The 20,396-nt window shown below is 40.7% G+C and carries 23 protein-coding genes and 1 tRNA gene; 11 read left to right on the forward strand and 13 right to left on the reverse strand.

Features of this window, described 5'->3' with window-relative positions; translation table 11 throughout:
- The first annotated feature begins 176 nt into the window (after nt 1-176).
- The gene (gene cysS, locus GKR61_RS02865) at nt 177-1,565 is read left to right on the forward strand and encodes a cysteine--tRNA ligase (protein ID WP_154600093.1); all 1,389 of its coding nucleotides are present in this window, start codon (nt 177-179) and stop codon (nt 1,563-1,565) included.
- Nucleotides 1,566-1,984: 419 nt separating this feature from the next.
- Nucleotides 1,985-3,070, forward strand: a complete 1,086-nt coding sequence (locus tag GKR61_RS02870) for a protein-tyrosine phosphatase family protein (RefSeq protein ID WP_154609473.1) — start codon at nt 1,985-1,987, stop codon at nt 3,068-3,070.
- A gap of 62 nt (nt 3,071-3,132) precedes the next feature.
- Here GKR61_RS02870 and ybcJ read toward each other — a convergent pair whose 3' ends face one another.
- Nucleotides 3,133-3,345 carry a ribosome-associated protein YbcJ gene (gene ybcJ, locus GKR61_RS02875; protein ID WP_108478314.1) on the reverse strand — a complete coding sequence of 71 codons (213 nt, stop codon included), beginning with the start codon at nt 3,343-3,345 and terminating at the stop codon, nt 3,133-3,135.
- A gap of 17 nt (nt 3,346-3,362) precedes the next feature.
- Entirely contained in the window at nt 3,363-4,220 is an 858-nt protein-coding gene (gene folD / locus GKR61_RS02880; RefSeq protein WP_036952132.1) for a bifunctional methylenetetrahydrofolate dehydrogenase/methenyltetrahydrofolate cyclohydrolase FolD, read from the reverse strand.
- Between the two features lie 188 nt (nt 4,221-4,408).
- Between folD and GKR61_RS02885 the strand changes: the two genes are divergently transcribed.
- The 3 genes from GKR61_RS02885 (at nt 4,409) to GKR61_RS02895 (ending at nt 7,272) form a co-directional block, all read left to right on the forward strand.
- Nucleotides 4,409-4,485, forward strand: a tRNA-Arg gene (locus GKR61_RS02885).
- Between the two features lie 195 nt (nt 4,486-4,680).
- Complete coding sequence (locus GKR61_RS02890; protein ID WP_154600091.1) at nt 4,681-5,889, forward strand: tyrosine-type recombinase/integrase; 1,209 nt, start codon at nt 4,681-4,683, stop codon at nt 5,887-5,889.
- Between the two features lie 486 nt (nt 5,890-6,375).
- Nucleotides 6,376-7,272, forward strand: a complete 897-nt coding sequence (locus tag GKR61_RS02895) for a LysR family transcriptional regulator (protein ID WP_336426599.1) — start codon at nt 6,376-6,378, stop codon at nt 7,270-7,272.
- A 51-nt stretch (nt 7,273-7,323) separates the two neighbouring features.
- Here GKR61_RS02895 and GKR61_RS02900 read toward each other — a convergent pair whose 3' ends face one another.
- The 4 genes from GKR61_RS02900 to GKR61_RS02915 form a co-directional block, all read right to left on the reverse strand.
- Nucleotides 7,324-8,313: an aldo/keto reductase gene (locus GKR61_RS02900; protein ID WP_004265011.1), complete on the reverse strand. Its 990-nt coding sequence runs from the start codon at nt 8,311-8,313 to the stop codon at nt 7,324-7,326.
- Nucleotides 8,314-8,351: 38 nt separating this feature from the next.
- Entirely contained in the window at nt 8,352-9,203 is an 852-nt protein-coding gene (locus GKR61_RS02905; protein ID WP_154639534.1) for an aldo/keto reductase, read from the reverse strand.
- Nucleotides 9,204-9,333: 130 nt separating this feature from the next.
- On the reverse strand, nt 9,334-10,398 hold the full coding sequence (locus tag GKR61_RS02910; protein ID WP_004265013.1) for an alpha/beta hydrolase: 1,065 nt from the start codon (nt 10,396-10,398) through the stop codon (nt 9,334-9,336).
- 48 nt (nt 10,399-10,446) lie between these two features.
- Complete coding sequence (locus tag GKR61_RS02915; RefSeq protein ID WP_154600082.1) at nt 10,447-11,037, reverse strand: flavodoxin; 591 nt, start codon at nt 11,035-11,037, stop codon at nt 10,447-10,449.
- A 458-nt stretch (nt 11,038-11,495) separates the two neighbouring features.
- Between GKR61_RS02915 and GKR61_RS02920 the strand changes: the two genes are divergently transcribed.
- Both GKR61_RS02920 and GKR61_RS02925 read left to right on the forward strand, forming a co-directional pair.
- A complete protein-coding gene (locus GKR61_RS02920; RefSeq protein ID WP_004265017.1) occupies nt 11,496-11,978 on the forward strand; it encodes a glutathione peroxidase in 483 nt (160 codons plus the stop codon).
- Nucleotides 11,979-12,017: 39 nt separating this feature from the next.
- Nucleotides 12,018-12,620, forward strand: coding sequence for a site-specific integrase (locus GKR61_RS02925; protein ID WP_004265023.1), 603 nt, complete (start codon nt 12,018-12,020; stop codon nt 12,618-12,620).
- A gap of 93 nt (nt 12,621-12,713) precedes the next feature.
- On the opposite strand, the gene GKR61_RS02930 is transcribed toward GKR61_RS02925, so the two are convergent.
- From GKR61_RS02930 to GKR61_RS02960, 7 genes are all read right to left on the reverse strand, one after another.
- Nucleotides 12,714-13,043 (reverse strand): hypothetical protein, encoded by a 330-nt coding sequence (locus tag GKR61_RS02930; protein WP_230083110.1) that lies wholly within the window; start codon nt 13,041-13,043, stop codon nt 12,714-12,716.
- Entirely contained in the window at nt 13,007-13,651 is a 645-nt protein-coding gene (locus tag GKR61_RS17565; RefSeq protein ID WP_195848374.1) for a hypothetical protein, read from the reverse strand. The genes GKR61_RS02930 and GKR61_RS17565 overlap by 37 nt, the downstream gene beginning before the upstream one ends.
- The gene (locus tag GKR61_RS02940) at nt 13,648-14,340 is read right to left on the reverse strand and encodes an HNH endonuclease (RefSeq protein ID WP_154639535.1); all 693 of its coding nucleotides are present in this window, start codon (nt 14,338-14,340) and stop codon (nt 13,648-13,650) included. Before GKR61_RS02940 ends, GKR61_RS17565 begins: the two co-directional genes overlap by 4 nt.
- Before the next feature lie 124 nt (nt 14,341-14,464).
- A complete protein-coding gene (locus GKR61_RS02945) occupies nt 14,465-15,064 on the reverse strand; it encodes a toll/interleukin-1 receptor domain-containing protein (RefSeq protein WP_154639536.1) in 600 nt (199 codons plus the stop codon).
- 264 nt (nt 15,065-15,328) lie between these two features.
- A complete protein-coding gene (locus GKR61_RS02950) occupies nt 15,329-15,550 on the reverse strand; it encodes a hypothetical protein (RefSeq protein WP_154639537.1) in 222 nt (73 codons plus the stop codon).
- Complete coding sequence (locus GKR61_RS02955) at nt 15,540-15,770, reverse strand: helix-turn-helix transcriptional regulator (RefSeq protein WP_154600078.1); 231 nt, start codon at nt 15,768-15,770, stop codon at nt 15,540-15,542. Before GKR61_RS02955 ends, GKR61_RS02950 begins: the two co-directional genes overlap by 11 nt.
- Nucleotides 15,771-15,875: 105 nt before the next feature.
- Nucleotides 15,876-16,463 carry an inovirus Gp2 family protein gene (locus GKR61_RS02960; RefSeq protein ID WP_154639538.1) on the reverse strand — a complete coding sequence of 196 codons (588 nt, stop codon included), beginning with the start codon at nt 16,461-16,463 and terminating at the stop codon, nt 15,876-15,878.
- Between the two features lie 437 nt (nt 16,464-16,900).
- On the opposite strand from GKR61_RS02960, the gene GKR61_RS02965 reads away from it, so the two are divergent.
- The 4 genes from GKR61_RS02965 to GKR61_RS02980 all read left to right on the forward strand — a co-directional run bounded on the left by GKR61_RS02965 (nt 16,901) and on the right by GKR61_RS02980 (nt 20,135).
- Entirely contained in the window at nt 16,901-17,833 is a 933-nt protein-coding gene (locus tag GKR61_RS02965) for a hypothetical protein (protein WP_154600076.1), read from the forward strand.
- Nucleotides 17,834-17,894: 61 nt separating this feature from the next.
- Nucleotides 17,895-18,767, forward strand: a complete 873-nt coding sequence (locus tag GKR61_RS02970; RefSeq protein ID WP_154600075.1) for a GTPase family protein — start codon at nt 17,895-17,897, stop codon at nt 18,765-18,767.
- Nucleotides 18,768-18,858: 91 nt separating this feature from the next.
- Nucleotides 18,859-19,284 (forward strand): antirestriction protein, encoded by a 426-nt coding sequence (locus GKR61_RS02975; protein ID WP_154600074.1) that lies wholly within the window; start codon nt 18,859-18,861, stop codon nt 19,282-19,284.
- Between the two features lie 14 nt (nt 19,285-19,298).
- A complete protein-coding gene (locus tag GKR61_RS02980) occupies nt 19,299-20,135 on the forward strand; it encodes a DUF932 domain-containing protein (protein ID WP_154639539.1) in 837 nt (278 codons plus the stop codon).
- The last annotated feature ends 261 nt before the right edge of the window (nt 20,136-20,396 follow it).

Genomic DNA, 20,396 nt, shown 5'->3' on the forward strand with positions numbered 1-20,396 from the left:
AACAGTGACCTAATAAATCAGGCGATAAAGTCAGGCGCTAACCTTGCTTTCTTCGGGTGATCGCGATTCAATACCGTGCTATTTTCGTAAGGTTGAATCTGGATATTTTATCCTCAACATCGCGATAATCTGATGTATGATAAATATACACGTACTAATAAAATGGAAATAAAAAGATGCTGCAGATTTTCAATACACTGAGTCGTCAAAAAGAAGAATTTAAACCCATCCATGCTGGAAAGATTGGGATGTACGTGTGTGGCATCACCATTTACGATTTGTGTCATATTGGTCACGGTCGTACCTTTGTGGCTTTCGATGCAATTAGCCGCTATTTACGCTATTTAGGCTATGACCTGAATTATGTGCGTAACGTGACAGATATTGATGACAAAATCATTAAACGTGCCGCTGAAAATAATGAAAGCGTGGAAGAATTAACTACGCGCATGTTAGCGGAAATGCATAAAGATTTTGATGCATTAAATATCCTACGTCCAGACAGCGAACCGCGTGCCACTCGCCATATTCATGAAATCATTGAGCTAACTGAAAGCTTGATTGAGCGCGGTCATGCTTATGTTGCTGATAATGGCGATGTGATGTTTGAAGTCAAAACTGATCCAAACTACGGCTTATTATCTCGCCAAGACTTAGACCAACTTCAAGCGGGTGCCCGTGTTGAAGTGGCTGATGTAAAACGTAATCCAATGGACTTCGTTTTATGGAAAATGTCCAAAGAGGGTGAACCAAGCTGGGAATCTCCGTGGGGATTAGGTCGCCCAGGTTGGCATATCGAATGTTCGGCAATGAACAGTAAAGAGTTAGGCAACCATTTTGATATTCATGGCGGCGGCTCTGACTTAATGTTCCCGCATCATGAAAATGAAATTGCGCAATCTACCTGCGCCCATGATGGCCCCTATGTTAATTACTGGATGCATTCCGGTATGGTGATGGTTGATAGAGAAAAAATGTCTAAATCTCTCAACAACTTCTTTACCATCCGTGATGTATTAGAGTACTACGATGCGGAAACTGTACGCTACTTCCTGCTTTCAGGTCACTATCGTAGCCAATTGAACTATACCGAAGAGAACTTAAAGCAAGCGCGTACCGCGTTAGAACGCTTATATACAGCGCTGCGCGGCACGGATAAATCGGCTGTACCAGCAGGCGGCGAAGAGTATAAGAATCGTTTCTGTGAAGCGATGAATGACGACTTCAATACACCAGAAGCTTATTCTGCGTTGTTTGATATGGCGCGTGAATTAAACCGCCTGAAAACTGAAAATATGGATGCAGCGAACGGCATAGCGGCTCAATTACGTGAACTGGCAAAAGTGCTGGGACTGTTAGAGCAAGATCCTGAAACTTTCCTGCAAGCTGGAGCACAAGGCGAAGATGATGCGGAAGTCGCGAAAATCGAAGGGTTGATTAAACAGCGTAATGATGCGCGTCAAAGTAAGGATTGGGCTCTGGCGGATCAGGCACGTGATGCGTTAGCGGCGATGGGGGTTGTGTTGGAGGATTCGTCTGCCGGTACGACATGGCGTCGCAAATAATATTCGCCATATTTCGCGCTGTGGCGTTGTTGGCGTCACTCGGCTACTCGGGTCACATACTCATGTATGCTCCCCGAGATATCCTTGCTAGCCGCCTAGCCACAACACGAACTATTTAGAATATTGTCCTTTATCGTTTTTCACGTAATACCGGTTTGCTTACAATTCGAATAATTTAGAGAATTTAGCTTAACTAGCTTAACTAGCTTAACTAGCTTAACTAGCTTAACAAATAAGAATAAAACCCACTAAAAAGGATCTATTTTTGGTGGGTTTTTTTATGGCTGCAGCGGCTAAATTTGCAAGCGAGGATGATGACAGTTGTCGATACTACCCAGTGAAATATAGACAGTGGAATTTAACATTGGGTCACCAAAACGGTGAATTCACTCACAATGAAAACATAGATAAGGATAAATATGTTTCCAATAAACACTAATCGACTAACTGTATCGCCATTGACAGAATTTCCAGTATCATCAAATACAAGCCATCTCCCTGAACGTATTAAGTCTATCCAAAATATCTCCGAACTTAGCCCACATTTGGCTGAAACAACACCCGTCAAAAGAAATAGGTTAAAGCTAAAACTAAAACTAAATATAGGAGTCGCTACTAAAGCTACGGCATTCGATAAATTGGCTGAAAAAACACAGTTACTGGTGAAAAACATTGAATACGATACAGAGAGTAGGGGGCAGAGATATCCCAATATTGGTAGTGCAAAACAGACTCAAATTTCAATACAAAACTCTTGCAAATCTCTTGTCACCTTAGCTGCCAATCGGCTCCAAGTGGGGGGAGAAAATTTAGCCATCCGCTGCCAATACCCCAAAGATAATGACCAAGCCATTGAAAATCATTTGTCTATGCTTATAGCAAACAAAACTCCGATATTAGTTGTCTTAGCATCAAAACAAGAGATTGATAATTCTATCTTGCAAGGAGAGAAGCTCCCACCTTACTTTATGAGTAATCAAAAATATGGCGCCATTGAAGTCACTTTTGAACAAGAAAAAAAGAACTATAAAGTAGAACCTAAAAAAACAAGCACAGGGGCGAACCCGTTGGAATTTAGCCAATATAAAATGGAGATTTCTAATGGTCATAAAAAGCATTCAATCCCTGTGATCCACGTGACTAATTGGAATGATGGGGGAACGGTAACAACGGAGGAGTTAGTTAAATTAAACCAGCTTATTAGAGTCATCAATGAAGGTAGCTTATTTGAACTCTATAAAAATCAAGGAGTAGATATAGAAGGAAGAAATAAACCGCTTCCCGTTATTCATTGCAAAGCTGGCATTGGTCGAACAGGGGTATTAGCGGCATGCATGCAGTGGAGAAAGGCAGGAAATAAACTATCGATGGAAAATATCGTATTAGCATTGCGGGAGACAGGAAGCCCGAATATGGTCCAAAATGAAGCGCAATATCGGCAATTACAAGAATTCACAAATGTGCCATTATCCCCAACAAGAACAATCGGTAAGTGGGCTTTTTGATTGAGTAACAAAAGGTAAGCTGAATAGGGCTCAGCTTACCTCTATCAAGGATGCAGTGAGAACTACTCTTGTACCTTGATTTGTTCGCTTCCCATAGAAACGACTTTGCCTGCGACAATTTTGCAGCGTTTGCGTGTTTCAACAACACCATCAACTTGCACTAAGCCATCAGCAATCATTGATTTTGCCATCGCACCACTTTCTGCCCAACCTTCAATTTTTAGCAGGTCGCATAACTCGATATGGGGATGACCATCAAGATGAAAAATATCCATTGTGACTCCAAATTACATTAAATATCGTGGTACTCTTCGCACGCCTGTAGCGTGTTTTGAATCAGTGTAGCCACGGTCATTGGCCCAACACCGCCCGGAACTGGCGTGATCCATGCAGCGCGTTTTGACGCTTCATCGAAATCAACATCTCCAGTCACTTTGCCATTTTCTAAGCGGTTAATACCGACATCGATAACGATAGCGCCCGGTTTGATCCATTCGCCTGGAATAAAGTTAGGTTTACCCACAGCCACGACTAGTAAATCCGCATTACGGACATGCTGTTCGAGATCTTTGGTAAAGCGATGAGTAACGGTGGTGGTGCAGCCCGCTAATAATAATTCAAGGCTCATCGGACGACCAACAATATTTGATGCGCCAATGATAACGGCGTTTAAACCATAGGTATTAATGTCATAACGCTCAAGTAAGGTAACAATCCCTCTTGGGGTGCAAGGACGCAGGCGAGGCGCACGTTGGCATAAACGACCGACGTTATAAGGGTGGAAACCATCGACGTCTTTATCGGGATGAATGCGTTCAATCACTTTGACGTTATCAATGCCAGCAGGTAATGGTAACTGAACTAAGATGCCATCAATTTCATTATCTTGGTTAAGGTCATCAATCAGTTTGAGCAGTTCAGCTTCAGTCGTCGTGTCTGGTAAATCATAGGAGCGAGAAATAAAGCCAACTTCTTCGCAAGCACGTCGCTTACTGCCAACATAAATTTGAGAAGCGGGGTTAGCGCCTACGAGAATAACGGCAAGCCCGGGAGCTCGTTTACCATTGGCAATACGAGTTTGTACTTTTTGAGCAACTTCCTGTCTAATTGCTTGCGCAATCGTTTTCCCATCAATAATTTTTGCTAACATCTGTAACTTAATCCATATATGAGACACGGGGGATGCCTCTATTTTGTCAGAACTTGCTAGCAATGTCAGGTCTATCTGATAGATAAAGTAAGCATATCGTTATTTAAGTAGTGAAAAGCCATTGACTCGGCGCTCAGCAACCGTATAATTCAACGCCATCAGCCAGATAGGCTGTCTGCGCACACAATGCGCCCTTAGCTCAGTTGGATAGAGCAACGGCCTTCTAAGCCGTAGGTCACAGGTTCGAATCCTGTAGGGCGTACCATTTCGAAGTCAATGGACATCAATAGATGTCTTTTTTTATGCCTAAAATTCAGTAAATTAGCTGATTTTAACCTTTCTTCGTTCAACTGACGTCTACCTATATCAACCTACATCAAGTAATATTTGTTGGTATATGCGTTGGTACATACAGGTTCAATGAATTCTTATACCAACACAAACTCATGGGAGTTCCTATATGGCACTAACAGATGTGAAGGTAAGAACGGCAAAGCCTGCCGATAAAGGATACAAACTCACTGACGGTGAAGGGATGCACCTTTACGTGCATTCTAATGGTTCTAAATACTGGCGGTTACAATATCGATTCGACGGAAAACAAAAAACATTAGCGCTTGGCGTTTATCCTGAAATTTCCTTAGCTGATGCAAGGCAGCGTCGAGATGAAGCAAAACGTCAAATAGCTAACAACATTGATCCTTCAGAACAGAAAAAGCTTGAAAAGATAGAACGCAAATCAGCGGTTAATAATACATTTCAAGCCGTAACCCTCGAATGGCACGAATATAAAAAGTCAAACTGGTCGAAAGGTTATGCTGACGATTTAATGGAGTCATTTGAAAATGACATCTTTCCTGATCTAGGGAAAAGGCCAATTGCTGAAATCAAGCCACTAGAAGTACTCAGTACGCTGCGTAAACTAGAAAAGAGGGGAGTGCTGGATAAGTTACGTAAGATCCGTCAAGCGTGTAACCAAGTCTTCAGATACGCTATTGTGACAGGCAAAGCAGAATACAACCCAGCCTCTGAGCTCGCTAGCGCATTAACACCTCCCAAAGCACAACATTATCCACATTTACTTGCTAATGAATTACCTGAATTTCTTAATGCATTAAATCATTATTCAGGTAGCCCAATTACTCGGTTAGCAACTAAAATCCTGATGTTAACAGGCGTGAGAACTATTGAGCTACGTTTAGCCGAATGGGGTGAATTTGATTTCGAACGTTGTATTTGGGAGATCCCCAAAGAAAGAATGAAAATGCGCCGCCCCCATCTTGTTCCATTATCGACTCAAGTCATCACGGCATTACGTGAAGTTCAAGCTATTACCGGACGTTATAAACTAGTATTCCCCGGTAGAAATGACATTACCAAGCCTATGAGCGAAGCAAGTGTTAATCAGGTTCTTAAACGTATTGGTTATCATGGAAAAGCGACTGGACATGGCTTTAGGCACACAATGAGCACTATCTTGCATGAGAAGGGGTTCAATACGGCATGGATTGAGCTTCAACTTGCTCACGTTGATAAGAATACGATCCGTGGTACGTATAACCATGCTCAGTACCTTGAAAACAGAAGAGAGATGATCCAGTGGTATGCGGACTATATTGATGAGTTGGAGTGTGGGGTAGGGAATGTGGTGAGTGTGAATTTTAAGTGATAAATAGCCATCTTTATCTTTAGATGTAAAGATGGCTATATTTTCTTATTTCAAATATATATTTAAATTATAAGCTTTATTTGTCATAGCACCGTAAGCCCACGAGTGATGGGCTATATACTACACTCTGCCAAAAAGGGTATTAGGAGAATGATGGTAAAGTAAAATATATTAGCTCAGATTTAATCTGACACAGTTATGGCGCAGAGCTAAATCTAACCTGACAGGCGGCTCTGTGCCAGAAGCAGACATAATTCATTATTCATGGATTGAGCCTTAGTGTATCGTCACGTAAGTTAAAAACTCCATTAGGTTATAAGTATTTTTTCATAAACATCGCAAATTAATAATGCAGATACGAAAGACTTATCTGTAAAAATAGGTTATGAACATAAAAATAATATTTACCATAATGTATATTTACATCATGGTGAAATAGTTAGTTAGAAAGGACACAAAGCGTAAAGATACAAAAAGGAATACATTGTGCTCAAAGATAACTTTAATGAATTACAAATTTTTTTTGCTGTTGCGAGGGAGAAAAGCTTTACTAAAGCTGCGGCTAAATTGGGCGTTTCTCAATCCGCTTTGAGCCATGCAGTCAAAGCATTGGAAGAACGTTTAAATGCACGGCTCTTAACACGCACCACACGCAGTGTCGCGGCAACTGAAATGGGGGAAAAGATTATTGCTTGTCTTGAACCTCGACTGGCTGAACTTAATCACGAGTTAGAGGCAATCATTCAGCTTAATGGTGCGGCATCTGGCAATATTCGCCTTTCAACAGGGGAGCATGCAGCACGCAGTCTTCTTTGGCCCAAACTCAAACCGTTTCTACGTGCATACCCAGATATTAATGTCGAATTGGTGGTTGATAATGGGTTTGTTAATATTGTCGATGAAGGCTTTGATGCGGGGATACGTTTAGGGGAAAGTGTTGATAAGGACATGGTCGCCGTTAAGATTGGCCCTGATATGCGATTAGCGATTGTTGGTTCACCGAGTTATTTCGAAACTCAAGGTATACCACGAACACCTCATGATTTACAGCATCATCGTTGTATCAATATGCGACTGCCTACTGCGGGGGGATTGTATCATTGGGAGTTTGAGAAAGAAAGTAAATCGTTACGAGTTAGAGTGGAAGGGCAACTCACCTTTAATCTATTATCTGAACGAATTGACGCGGCGCTGTCTGGGTTTGGTATTGCTTGCGTCCCCGAGGATACCATTCAAGAGCCCGTTAAATCAGGAAAGCTGGTCCAAATTTTAAGTGATTGGTGCCCGGCTTTTTCAGGCTATTATCTTTATTACCCAAGTCGAAAACAGCACCCTCCAGCGTTTGCATTATTGATTGATGCACTGCGTTACAGTGAGAAATAGAGGCTGGTAGTGTGAGATAAATGTATTGATATCTACCAGCCTAAGATAAGTTTATCGATTAATTAGTGCTTGCAATGCAGCAGGATAGCGTTCTCCAACAATTTTAACTGTTTCCAGCGCATGGGCAATTTTTTGCAAATCGTTATTCGTGAGTATGACATCGACAGCATTTGAATTTTCCTCTAAACGATGCAGTTTAGTTGTGCCCGGAATAGGAACAATCCACGGTTTTTGTGCCAATAACCAAGCCAGTGCAATTTGTGCTGAAGTCACGCCTTTCTGGCTAGCGAGGTCAGCTAACAAAGTAACCAGTTGTGCATTCGCCTCTAACGCTTCTGTATTGAAACGTGGGACTTTGCTACGAAAGTCATCATCTTTAAATGTGGTATTCGCATTAATTGCCCCAGTTAAAAAACCTTTTCCTAATGGGCTAAAGGGCACAAATCCAATGCCTAATTCTTCAAGCACAGGTAATATTTCATCTTCAGGTTCACGCCACCAAAGTGAATACTCGCTTTGCAGTGCGGTGACAGGCTGAATGGCATGTGCCCGGCGAATTGTTTGAGCGCTGGCTTCAGAGAGGCCAAAGTGCTTTACCTTACCTTCCGCAATCAAATCTTTTATTGTGCCTGCAACATCTTCAATCGGTACATCTGGGTCAACACGGTGTTGATATAGAAGGTCAATAACGTCAGTTTTGAGCCGACGTAATGAACCTTCGACAGCTTCACGAATATGCTCTGGGCGGCTATTTAAAAGCTGGTGTTTGTTTTCATTACTGCAATTGAAACCAAATTTTGTTGCAATAACCACGCTATCTCGAAAGGGTTTTAATGCTTCGCCAACCACTTCCTCATTCAAGAATGGCCCATAGACTTCTGCGGTATCAAAAAAAGTGACCCCTCGTTCGACGGCTGTACGCAACAATTCAATGGCTTGACGTTTATCTGTGGCTGGACCATAACCGTGACTTAGCCCCATACAACCTAATCCAAGCGCAGAAACTTCAAGTTTAGAATTACCGAGAAAACGTTTTTTCATGATTTATGTCCTGATCATTAATTAGATTGTTTGCATAACTAAACATCTAGTTTGCGGCCAGCGAGCCATTCAACCATTGCAGGGTCGCGGTGTGAGAAAAATGCACTTGTTGCCGTATCCATTGCTGCGATTTGTGTCATTTCATTATCGGTTAGAGTGAAATCGAGAATGTTTATATTTTTTACCATTCTGGTTTTACGAACTGATTTAGCCAGTGACACAATGCCTCGTTGAAATAACCAGCGCAGAACAACTTGCCCAACACTTTTGCCGTATTTTTCACCGATAGCGATGAGTTGAGGATGCTGAAATAATCCATTTCTACCTTCAGCAAAAGGCGCCCAAGCCTCTGGTTGGATATTTTTATTCTGCATCCATGGCACTGCATGTAGTTGCTGATTAAATGGGTTAACTTCAACTTGATTGACCGCAGGAATAACTTTATTAAATGCAATAAGGTCAGCTAATCTGTCTGGATGAAAATTGCTGACACCAATTGCCCGAATTTTTCCAGCTTGATAAAGTTCTTCCATTGCACGCCATGCACCGTGGACATCGCCATAAGGTTGGTGGATAAGGTAAAGATCAACATAGTCGAGTTGCAGGCGACTTAATGAACGTTGAAATTGCGCTTTTGCCCCTTCGTAGCTGGTATCCTGTAGCCACAACTTCGTCGTAATAAATAAATCTTCTCGTGCTATTTGGCTCTGTTTTAATGCATTCCCGACTTGAGTTTCATTTTGATAGGATGCAGCGGTATCTATTAAACGATAACCGGTTTCAAGCGCGTCAATAACAGCGCGTTCACACTCGTCCGCATCTGTCATCTGAAAGACACCGAAGCCTAACAATGGCATTTCAACCCCATTGTTTAATTTGACCGTTTGCATAATACACTCCTTTTTATTTTTGTTAGAATAAAGCATAGCGTAGATTTATTGATTAGATTAGAGGCTATAATCTTCTAGAGCTTATGAGCAGGATTCATAAATAATGATTCTTGCTCACAATAAGCGTGAATTATTGTAGATTTTTTTGTTCAATAAATTGGCTAACTAAATCTGCAATTTGAGTATTATTCAGATCCGAAAAAGGAAAATGTGTATTTCCTTTAATACCCACCTCTGGCAAATGGATAACGGTCACATCCCCACCATGTTGATTAACCACATCTCGCCATTCTCTTGCCATAGCAAGACGTACCCTCCAACTATCTTGGGCAGGCATAGTGATAGGCTTATCGGGTATATTGTCCCCATAGAAAATGATAATGGGGATTTTGGTAAGTGCCATGAAATCGTCTATTGGAACTGGCTCCCCCTTTAATGTATCGAATGCACTTGGCATTGGTGCTGGTAATTCATTTTCAGGAAAAACAAATCCGCTGCCAGGTTCAAAAGCGACAATCGCTTTGACCTTATTGTTTTTTATTGCGGTATACCAGCCGGGACCGCCACCTTGTGAGTGTGTGAATAAAATCGCTGGGCCTGATTTATCCACTACAGCGGATAAAGCATCAGAAATAACATTCGTGTCAAAAAGCCCCGTGTTGGGGGTCATTTGGCGGAAATATTGATTTAACGCTTCTTTATCGTGAGAGAACTGCACATCTTTAAAATACTCAGGCCAGATACCGACGCGAAATTGATTGAACCACAATTGTTCATCAGGTTGTGGTGTTACCGTTCCTTCAATCATGCTTCTACCTGCATTACCACGGCGTGGTTGGTCAACAAGATAGGTTGAGAAACCTCGGCGTAAGAAAATATTTTGAAAGCCTTCTCTACCATCAGGTGTACTTTCCCATGTACGAGATGATTGACCTGCACCATGGAGCATGATGAGTGGATATTTATGTGGATTTTCGGGAATTTGATAAAAAACTACAGCATGATCGCCATGATAAGTTTGCCCTGCAGGCTCTAGGGGTTTTTTAGCATTGAACGTGCCTGCAGCTGTCGTGATGGAGCCACCTGCTGCAAAGCTGCCTTGCGCTGAAATCACTAAGGGTTCAGCATAAGTAGGTTGGGTTATTATTCCGCCCGCCATCATACAAAATAGCAGTAAATTTAATCCTTTCTTCATCTTTATTTCCTTTTGATTCAGTACAGTATAATTTTTAAATGATTAAAATTAGCTTACACTAGAAGCTAGCCATCCGATTACGGTTTCTGTTGTTCTGCGCTCTTGGCCACACTCAATAACCAGTGGTGTGACTCTTTGCGCTAAGGGCGCTAATTCGGCTAACACATCTTCACTGTCGCCTTTGCCATAGCCCCCATGAGTAATAAAAGGGATAAGCTTTTTATTAGTAAAATTGTGCGTACTCAGAAAGGTTTGGACTACCGGTGGGATGCTAGTTCCCCAAATGGGAAAACCTAAATAAATTGTCTGATAATATTCGAGATTGATGACATTATTTTTTATCGCGGGTTTTATTGCTTGCTGGCGTTCTATTTGTGCTTGTTCAACGGTTTGAAAATAATCTTCTGGATAAGCGATTTCAGGTTCAATAACAAAAAGATCAGTATGTAAATTACGATGGATCACACCCGCAATCACTTTTGTGCTGCCACTTCTTGAAAAATAAGCAACTAAGGTACGGCTATTTTTTGAATGACTTTCTGTATTCGCTAGCGCTTTAGGTAATGTAGCACTCACTAGGGTTAATCCGGCTAAAGCCGTTAATAACTTTCGTCGATTAAAACCATGTTCATCAGGCATGATCTATCCTCTTATATAAATAGTAAGGAGAATGTGGGTGACGGATGTGTATTTTAGCCCAGAGAATATCAGCATTAGTGGTATTAATAATCGAGGATAATTTGATAGAGTCTATGAATTTAATTCATTAATAAAATAATGTGGTTAATATCTGTTACCTCATTTCTTAAGATAGCCAAACTCTCGCTAGATCTTATTTTGAATCTAATAGGGGGTTTTGATTATCACAAGCTGTGATTTCTTAAGCTTTATGGTAAAAATCGAAGTGATAGTTGCGAAGAATTATCTATAGGGTAATAAAATTAAAACACTAAACGGCATCTTCAATATTTACAACGAAACAATAAGTCGTTCACGATTTCAGACCTGCCGCGCAATCAGAGGCAGGATTAATTTTCCAGATACTCTAATCAGATGGCAATGTTGGTGTCGACTGATTCTACTTTGAGGACTCGAATATGAGCACCTTTTACCAATTGATAGCGAGGAGTCTTAATGGCCAGCTTGTTTCTATGGAAGACTACGTCGGTAAGGTTGTTCTCGTCGTCAATACAGCCAGCCATTGCGGTTTTACACCACAATACAGCGGACTTGAAGCGCTCTACAAAAAATATGCTGTTCAGGGTTTGGTGGTGCTTGGCTTCCCTTGTAATCAGTTTGGGAAACAGGAGCCTGGCAGTGCTGACGACATTGCTCAGACCTGCTACATTAACTATGGCGTGAGTTTCCCGATATTCGATAAAGTGGAAGTCAATGGAGCCACCGCACATCCAGTGTTTCGTTATCTTAAAAATGAGCTGCCCGGTTTGCTAGGGAAGAGGATTAAATGGAATTTTACTAAGTTTCTGATCGGACGTGACGGCGAACCGATCAAGCGCTTTGCGCCGAACACAACCCCAGATAAAATAGAAGCTGCAATCCTTGCGGCACTTTTGAGATAACAACCATAATTAAATCTCTACATCACAGGAGATTTAATTATGTCTAAGTCACCGTGGAATAAAGATCGTATTATTGGGCAAAAACGACCGCTTAAAATATCTCATATCTGGGGGATCCGTATTAGACTCGAGTTAGAAGGGAAAATTCGCGACTTAGCGTTATTCAATTTAGCCTTGGATAGTAAACTTCGCGGTTGTGATCTCGTTAAGTTGAAAGTATCAGATGTTGCATATGGCAGTTCAGTTTCAAGCAGAGCAACAGTCTTGCAACAAAAGACGGGTAGTCCTGTCCAATTTGAGCTGACTAAAGGAACCAGAGATGCAGTAGCTGCATGGATAAGAATGGCCCACTTACGTAGTACCGACTATATTTTCCAATCCCGAGTCGGTTCTGCTCAACATATTTCTACCAGACAATACAACCGTATTTTTCATGGTTGGATTGAAAAGCTAGGCCTTGATAATTCGTTATACAGCACGCATTCAATGCGCAGAACCAAGCCGTATCTGATCTACCAGAAAACAAAGAACCTTCGTGTCATTCAGCTATTACTTGGACATAAAAAACTGGAAAGCACGGTTCGTTACCTTGGCATTGAAGTCGATGATGCATTGGAGATTTCTGAGTCGATTGAAGTATAAATCTATCAGGGCTGTTTATCAGCCCTGTGCCAAAAGCAGAAGTTTATAGTCCAAAACTATACAAACAAAACGGGGATTCTTAAAGCTATATAACTAGTGAATATCCAGGGTCACTAAATGGGTAAGGGATACACATTTTTGCTTTGCAACAAAATCTGTTTCCTCAGCCTCTTGTGGAAGCATGTATAAAATATCCAGCGGCAATTCTACTCCTGCAAGCTTCAGCTCCGCTTTTAGTTGGATTAATGCTTCTCCTGGAGGACCTATAACCAAAATATCGTAATCAGTGCCTACCCCAAAAAGCGACGAGCCAAACATAAAGCATTCAAAAAACTTCAATGCTTGGCACGTTTTTAAAAGGTGGCGTGCCACGTCGCTTACTGACATCAACGGCGAAGAATTAACTCCTTGAACTCTAACCATTTCATGACTCCGCAATTAAGTTCATGCCCTGCTGCAAGGGCATTTTTAGTAGGACCTCCGTTAGGATTAATGTTCCATATGACATCAACTGGACCAAACTTGTCCCAAAATGATCGCACGGCATCAGCTGTGGGCTCATATTCCAGTAGCATACCCACCCTCAGCTTGCGACCATTGGCTAAATCAATTTTGAATACGCGATCAAACTCCCGCTCTATATTTCTTACAACCCCCATTTGAGTTATAAGCCGATACGAGAAAATATAATCTTTGTGAGAAGCAGAATTAACATTATTGTCTGAAAGGGCAGAATATAAGGTGCCTGCATTGCCCCATCCTATTCTTGCATCACTTAAGTAGTTGATAGCTTCACCTGTCCACACACACTCTTTCCTGTAACCACAGAGAAAATCCAAATCAGGGAATTTTTCATGATACTGTTTAGCTATCTCAATAGTGATTTCATATGATGCGGAAACAATGGCTAATGTGTCAGGTCTGTCGTGGATAGAAATTTTGATTGTATCTTCAGCGACATGTTCTGCTGAACCTGTTCTTTTGAGATGGTTATTTATATTCTCAAGTGCATATTTAACTTGCCAGTTCATGCAAATATTCCATCCATATCTTGAGGGTAACGAATGGCCCTTCCAGAAATCCTACAAACATGACGTTCAGAAAGTCCACGAACATGCTCTTTGTATTGTGCGAAAGTTTCCCGCTCTTCAACTGTCAGATGACATACGTTCATGTTTATGATTGCCTGAATGCGGAAGTGATTAGGTAAAATGACACTTTTCATCCTTTGTGCCCAAATTTGAGCTGTTTCAGACTCAGGATTGAACTCAGAACTAGTCCCGTCAACAGGAGCTAATTCTTTCCATATAGCCTTATTTTCATCCATAGCTGCTATGACAGCCTCTCTCGCTTGTATTCTATTTTCATAACGAATAATACCTTGCTTATACGCTAAGGCTACAAGATGGTTACTCTTCCAATCTAAAATCATGCTTCTTGGGAATGAGTCAGGCGCTTTATCAATAATAGTGTGGCAAGTTGGACATAGTAGTATGAGATTTTCAAATAAGTCAGCTTCAAACTCCTCATTAGGTCTCTCTTCGTGGCGAGGCCCAGCCTGACCATGAGGAATGACATGTGCCATTTCAGCTATATGCTTATCACCGCCTATCTCTGCTGGGAATAGTGGCTTAAGACAATCTGGTTTCTGGCAATAACCTGACGATGCCGAAAACAGCCGCAATTTGGTTTCGTTTGGGATACTTTTCCGAATAGCCATTTTAGATTCCAATGGATTGATTGTAAAAATGAAAAAATTCTGTGCCTCACTTGAAATAGCATAAAGATGACCACTTCATATTGCACTACATTTCCATCAAGCTCTATACCATGTTGATAACAATTTAAGAGTCATAATTTCCATTTGGCACAAATGTAACTTTACCTGTGCTTGTTGGTGATTGGTTAGCTCCATCTGGTTGAGATAAATTGACAGGGTTGAGCGGAGGCGGCTTGCGGCTGAATGGGCTAGGTCCAGCCGCTGGGCGTGGTTTCATTTTCTCACCGTGCAAATCATGGATCAGCTCCGCATAACTATTATCATAATTTACAGCATCAAAATAAAGCCGAAGGCGTGCACCTACAAAGGTCGGAACTGGCTCAGGTAATGAGTTATTAACAATTACAGGGATAACGCGATTACTATTCAATTCTCGCATTATCTGACTGGAAATGATCATTTTCTCATAACCTACTCCCCCAGATTTTTGCATATTGGCTTTAGCTACATATGGTTCTGTACAAATGACAAGCACTCGGTCAGCGCTTGTAAGCCCTTGCTCCATGAAAAGAGTAAGGTCACTTCCCAATGTAATATCCCATTGGTCTAAGATTACGTGAACTCCATTTTGTTCAAGCCGGGTCGCAAGCTTTAATACCCATGCTTTATGCTCTTCACTATCATGAGAATAAGAAATAAAAAGTTTAGGTTTAGTCTGTTCCATAAAAATCCAATATGATTTATATATGCAATAAGATTAATACTATGAATACTAAGTTAAATCTGTGATTTTCCTTGAAACTATTAAAGTATGGTGAGTCTTTAAGTTAAACTATGCACAATATGCATCTGGTTCTATTGTAAGTATCCGCCCCAAACGGAACCATTCTCTTGTAGGTAGTATTCAGCAGACAGTTTAGGTAAATTCAAATCCAATTTCCGCTATTCGCTCACAGCGGCCACAACCGTTTTTAATTTCAGCCTTCTTTTAAATGACATCCAGAGGAATGCTTTCGTGCTTGTCTTTCCTCATTTGTGTAAATAAGGCTACAGTAGCTCTCAATAATTTTGGTGCAAAGGCGTGTTTGCAATAATTGGCTACCTTAGCATTTTCTGGTGCACCCTCTGGGTAATCTGCAACCAGCTTTAATTGTTCAACATTATACTCTGGAAAATGAACTGCTATTCGCAATAGTATCTTAGGATTCAAGGGTTGAGTTAGCCCCTCTCGATTCATCAATGCGTGCTTGTAGCCATTGTATAACTTCACTCTTTAACCAGCGCGACATACGACCAAATTTGATAGGTTTTGGAAACTCGCCATCTTGGATCAACTTATAAAACCACTTATCTGTTAGTCCGGTTAAACGGGTTATAAATTTCATATCAACGAATTGGTCATCTAATAAAGGAATCGCTTGAGTGCTCATTGTTGAACTCCTGTCTTTAAAGTTAAAAGGCAGAAGGGATATCGATAAATGTTTAGGGATATCTCTCTTCCAAAAGATATCCCCCTCATGTTTTTTATTGGTAGATTAACGGCTGCATCCAAAAGAACGCTCGCCATCACCATAATACTTTGTATGCTCTTTGGCTAAGTAACGACAACGCTGGTTTAATTTGAATATCGTACTTTCATTGTGGGTTTCATTATTATCTAGCCAAGTAACGGCGTTGTCCGGGATATGAACTAAATAACGCTTATCAGGATGGTTTACACCAATAGCACTACACCATGCTTGTTGTACTAATGCATAGAGCGTCCCTTTGGTTTTAATAAAATCACCTAGGTTCCAATAAACATCTTTATTTAATAGCAAAAGTACATGGTAGTGTTTTTTGTTTTTTATCTCACCAAACTCTCTGACCCATACATAAAACAAAGGGCATGAATGGTTACGCTTCCATATTTTATTTTTACGTTTTAGGTCAGCATTTATTTTTGCTTTTAACGATTCAAAAAATCGGGTGATGGCATTGGAGTCACTTAAGTGAATTATATCCGATGAAGGAAATCGCAAGTCCACTCGAATAGCAGTAACTCGATTATAGGTTGAGAGTGATTTACGGATGGTGTGGTTTATCTTTTGAATGTAATGCTCGTTGTGGATGTTTCTAGACATGATTGATACCTTTGGTTGGTTTTATTTTCATATCTAGAATGGATGTTGTTAAAAATAAGAGTTCATCACTTTAGAAAAATGATGAACATATGGATGAGTGAGTCAGTGACAGGGTAATTATTAATGTTCTAGGTGTAGTTATGGGATAGGTTTTCTTTATTAAGATAATACTATACCAACACGGCAAGGCTCTTCTCTATCTCATCACCGATGACCGTGACAGAACGCTTTTGAACAAAGGTGAACTGATGCTTTTTCAAGTAGTTCAACTCTGATATTAGCTTATCTAAAGATTAGTCTTCATTCTAATAATAATTTGTGTGGTTATAGTGATTTTCAACACATAAATACTGATTGTTATGTAGCATAATAACATCTTAAATACTACGTAAAATACAGCGTAAAGGTCTGCAAAAAATACTAGGTGGAGAGAGTGTATGATAAGTGTAGATGTAAATGATAATTATTTGGAGTGTAGACAATATTATGCTGTCCTATTCTGTATGCTTTCAGAAAAAACACTATTACCTGAAGATTTTTATAAAATGATTATCGAGGCAAGAGGTAAGAATGTTAATACGTTAATTCGTGAGTTGAATCAGCATGTCGGGAATGTCTTAAATAATGTTGATCATTATTTAAGACAGGTGGAGAGAAAAACTATTCCAATAGAACAACTATCTTTTTTAAGGGATGAAAGAATATCATTTGTTATCTTAAACTTTCTTATGAAGTCGTATAATAAATACCTTATAGAAATGAATCACAAATCAATTATGGCTGGGGTGTATAATTATTCACCTTTAAATTTGATTCCAATGATGGGTAAAAATATACCTTTTCATTATATTGTTTGTTTTTTGGATTTTATAGTTTTATTTATAACCCCTAAAGATTTTAATGCGATGGTTTTTCACATGAGAGATAAAGCTTCATCTATTACCAAAGAATATCCAGATCCTTTTTCATTTTTGTCAAAAAAAACTGAAGCGTTAAAATGGATAGGAGAGAGGATGATGCGCGAAAATATTGCTGCTGATGATGATGTTAATGTTCTTATTAAAAATCAGAAATGGAAAATCATTGTTTCCTGTTTTGATTATTGGGCTGTTATTTCAACCGTAGAACGTGTAAAGCTTTTTTTATTTCAAACAAGGAAAGCATGGAGCCAAAAAAAGTATCGTGATGGAGTTAAAGATAAGGCTGTACTCAATACGTATATTTCAAAATCATCTATGTTGAAATTAAAAGAAATAGCTAAAAATCATAATAAAAATATTAACGAAATTATCGAGGCGATGATTGAGGAAATTGTTTTGCCACGAGATCCACTTAAAGAACTCATATCGTTAGTTGAAAAGAAAAATTAAAACAATTTCAAATATATATTATTACCTTGAATGATGATGAATTTATTTTCAAGGAAGCAATATGAACGAATATCCTGAATTAGGAAGGGTTATTTCTGCCTTTCCTGCTTCATTTAAAAATCTGTTTTTCAACCAACTCAATCACCTAATTAGCTACTCCCCCACCATAGGTCTGATGGGGAAAACAGGGGTAGGCAAATCCAGTCTTATTAACGCACTATTCCAATCGATCCTATCGCCTGTAAGTGATGTATCCGGCTGTACACGGCATGCTCAACGCTTCAGTATGACGATGAACAACCATACACTCACCTTTGTTGATTTACCCGGCGTAGGGGAAAGTCTTGAGCGAGATAGAGAATACCACCAGCTCTACCGTAACTTATTGCCAGAACTGGATTTAATTATCTGGGTACTCAAAGCCGATGATAGGGCATGGTCTTCTGATGAACAGTGTTATCGCTTTCTCACTGAGCAATGTGGTTATCAACCTGAACGATTTCTGTTTGTATTGAACCAAGCCGACAAAATAGAGCCCTGTCGCCAATGGGATGAACAACAGCATCAGCCCTCCCCGGAGCAAGCGACTAACTTAGTATTCAAACGAGAAGCTGTAATAACCGCTTTTAAGCCGCATCACCCTGTGATGATCGTGTCTGCAGTTGAAAACTATCAACTCACTGAATTAGCGGAGCAATTAATACAGGTGTTACCGGCACAAGCCAGCAGCGGGGTAGCTAGGCAACTGCAACGCCCTTACCGGACGCAATCTGTAGAAACTTCGGCACGTAACGATTTTGGACAATGCGTCAGTGATATCGTCGATACGCTGATAGACATCCTTCCCCTGCCTGTCTTGATAAAAAGCACGATTGGTACAGTCAAAAACAGCATCGTCTCCGTCGCTAAATCTTTGTGGAGTTTTTTCTTTTAACTTCTTAAATTAACACAACATTGATGACATCTAGCGCCACTCCTTAACGGGATTGGCGCTTTTTTATTTCTTTTTATTGGAGTATCAACTTATGAATAACACAACTGAATCCTCTATCACAATGATACTCGTCCCCGATGAACAACGCCTTGATTTTTGGTTCAACCATTTTGGTGCAGTGAAAGGCTGGGCTACTTTTGAGATAGTGACCTTCACTACGATGGGGCAGTTTTGTGAGGTCTATAACGGCGGCTATTGGGAATATTGCACCCTCTCCAATGGTGGGGCGTTTATTTATCCGGATATATCAGAAGAGGCACTGACCTTATTCAACATGCATAACGGCAATGAAGCGCAGGTCAGTTGTGAAGCCGCAGGTATTGTCGTGTGCCTGATTTTATACAGCATCTGGTCATTTCAAACCAAAAGTGAATTGATGTGTGACCGCTTTTATCAACTGCGTGACTATGCCCTACAACATTCTGAATCCGCTGCCATTTCCCATCTAATTGATTAATTAGGAGTTTTATCATGAGTTTATTAGCGTCTCGTTTTGGCTCTGCTAACAGTATTCGCCGTGAGCGTCCACTCACTATCGAAGAGTTATTCCGTACTGTCCCGAGTGTGTTTTCTGAAGAAAAGCACGATTCGTGCAGTGAACGGTACACTTACATTCCGACTATTACCTTGTTAGATAGCCTGCAAAAAGAAGGCTTCTATCCGTTCTTTGCCTGCCAGACTCGGGTGCGTGATATCAGTCGTCGAGAGCACACCAAGCATATGTTGAGGCTGCGTCGTCATGACCAAATCACGGGCGTACAAGTCCCTGAAATTATTCTGCTCAATAGCCATGATGGCTCAAGCAGCTATCAGATGCTGCCGGGACTCTTTAGAGCCGTGTGCTCTAACGGTTTGGTGTGCGGTGATGTATTGGGGGAAGTTCGTGTGCCCCATAAAGGGGATGTGGTGGGTAAAGTGATTGAAGGAGCCTATGAGGTACTCGATACGTTTGAGCAAGTGGCTGAAAAACGCGAAAGTATGCAGTCATTATTGTTACCTCCCCCCGCCCAGCAAGCCTTTGCTGAAGCGGCTTTGACCTACCGCTTTGGTGAAGAGTTCCAGCCCGTCACTCGAGAGCAAGTTCTACAGCCTCGACACTTTGAAGACAAAAAAGAAGACCTCTGGACGGTGTATCAACGTCTACAAGAAAACCTGATTAAAGGGGGATTATCAGGCAGAACTGCAAAAGGTAAACGCGCTCGTACTCGTTCGGTGAATGGGATTGATGGCGATATCAAACTCAATAAAGCCCTCTGGGTGATGGCGGATACCTTATTTAACCAACTCGCCCCTCGCCAACCCAACTAATTTTCCCGCCCTGACAGGTTGTGTCGTTACGCCTTACATTCTTATCGTTTAAATAAACAGAATAACGTTATTTATCAATGAGTTAATTATGGCGATTTTTCACTAAAAAGCCGAATGAGAATTTTTCCCAACAGACATAACCTGTCAATCTCCTAAGTTAAACTCCCTCACTTCTTAATTTCCTAACGTCTGTTATTGAGAGCAATACGTTATGTTTCAGACCAACCGAAAATATGACCGCATGGCTGTGCGACTCTCTGC

The organism is Providencia sp. wls1916 (genome assembly GCF_009706585.1).
GTDB classification, from domain to species: Bacteria; Pseudomonadota; Gammaproteobacteria; order Enterobacterales; family Enterobacteriaceae; genus Providencia; species Providencia lanzhouensis.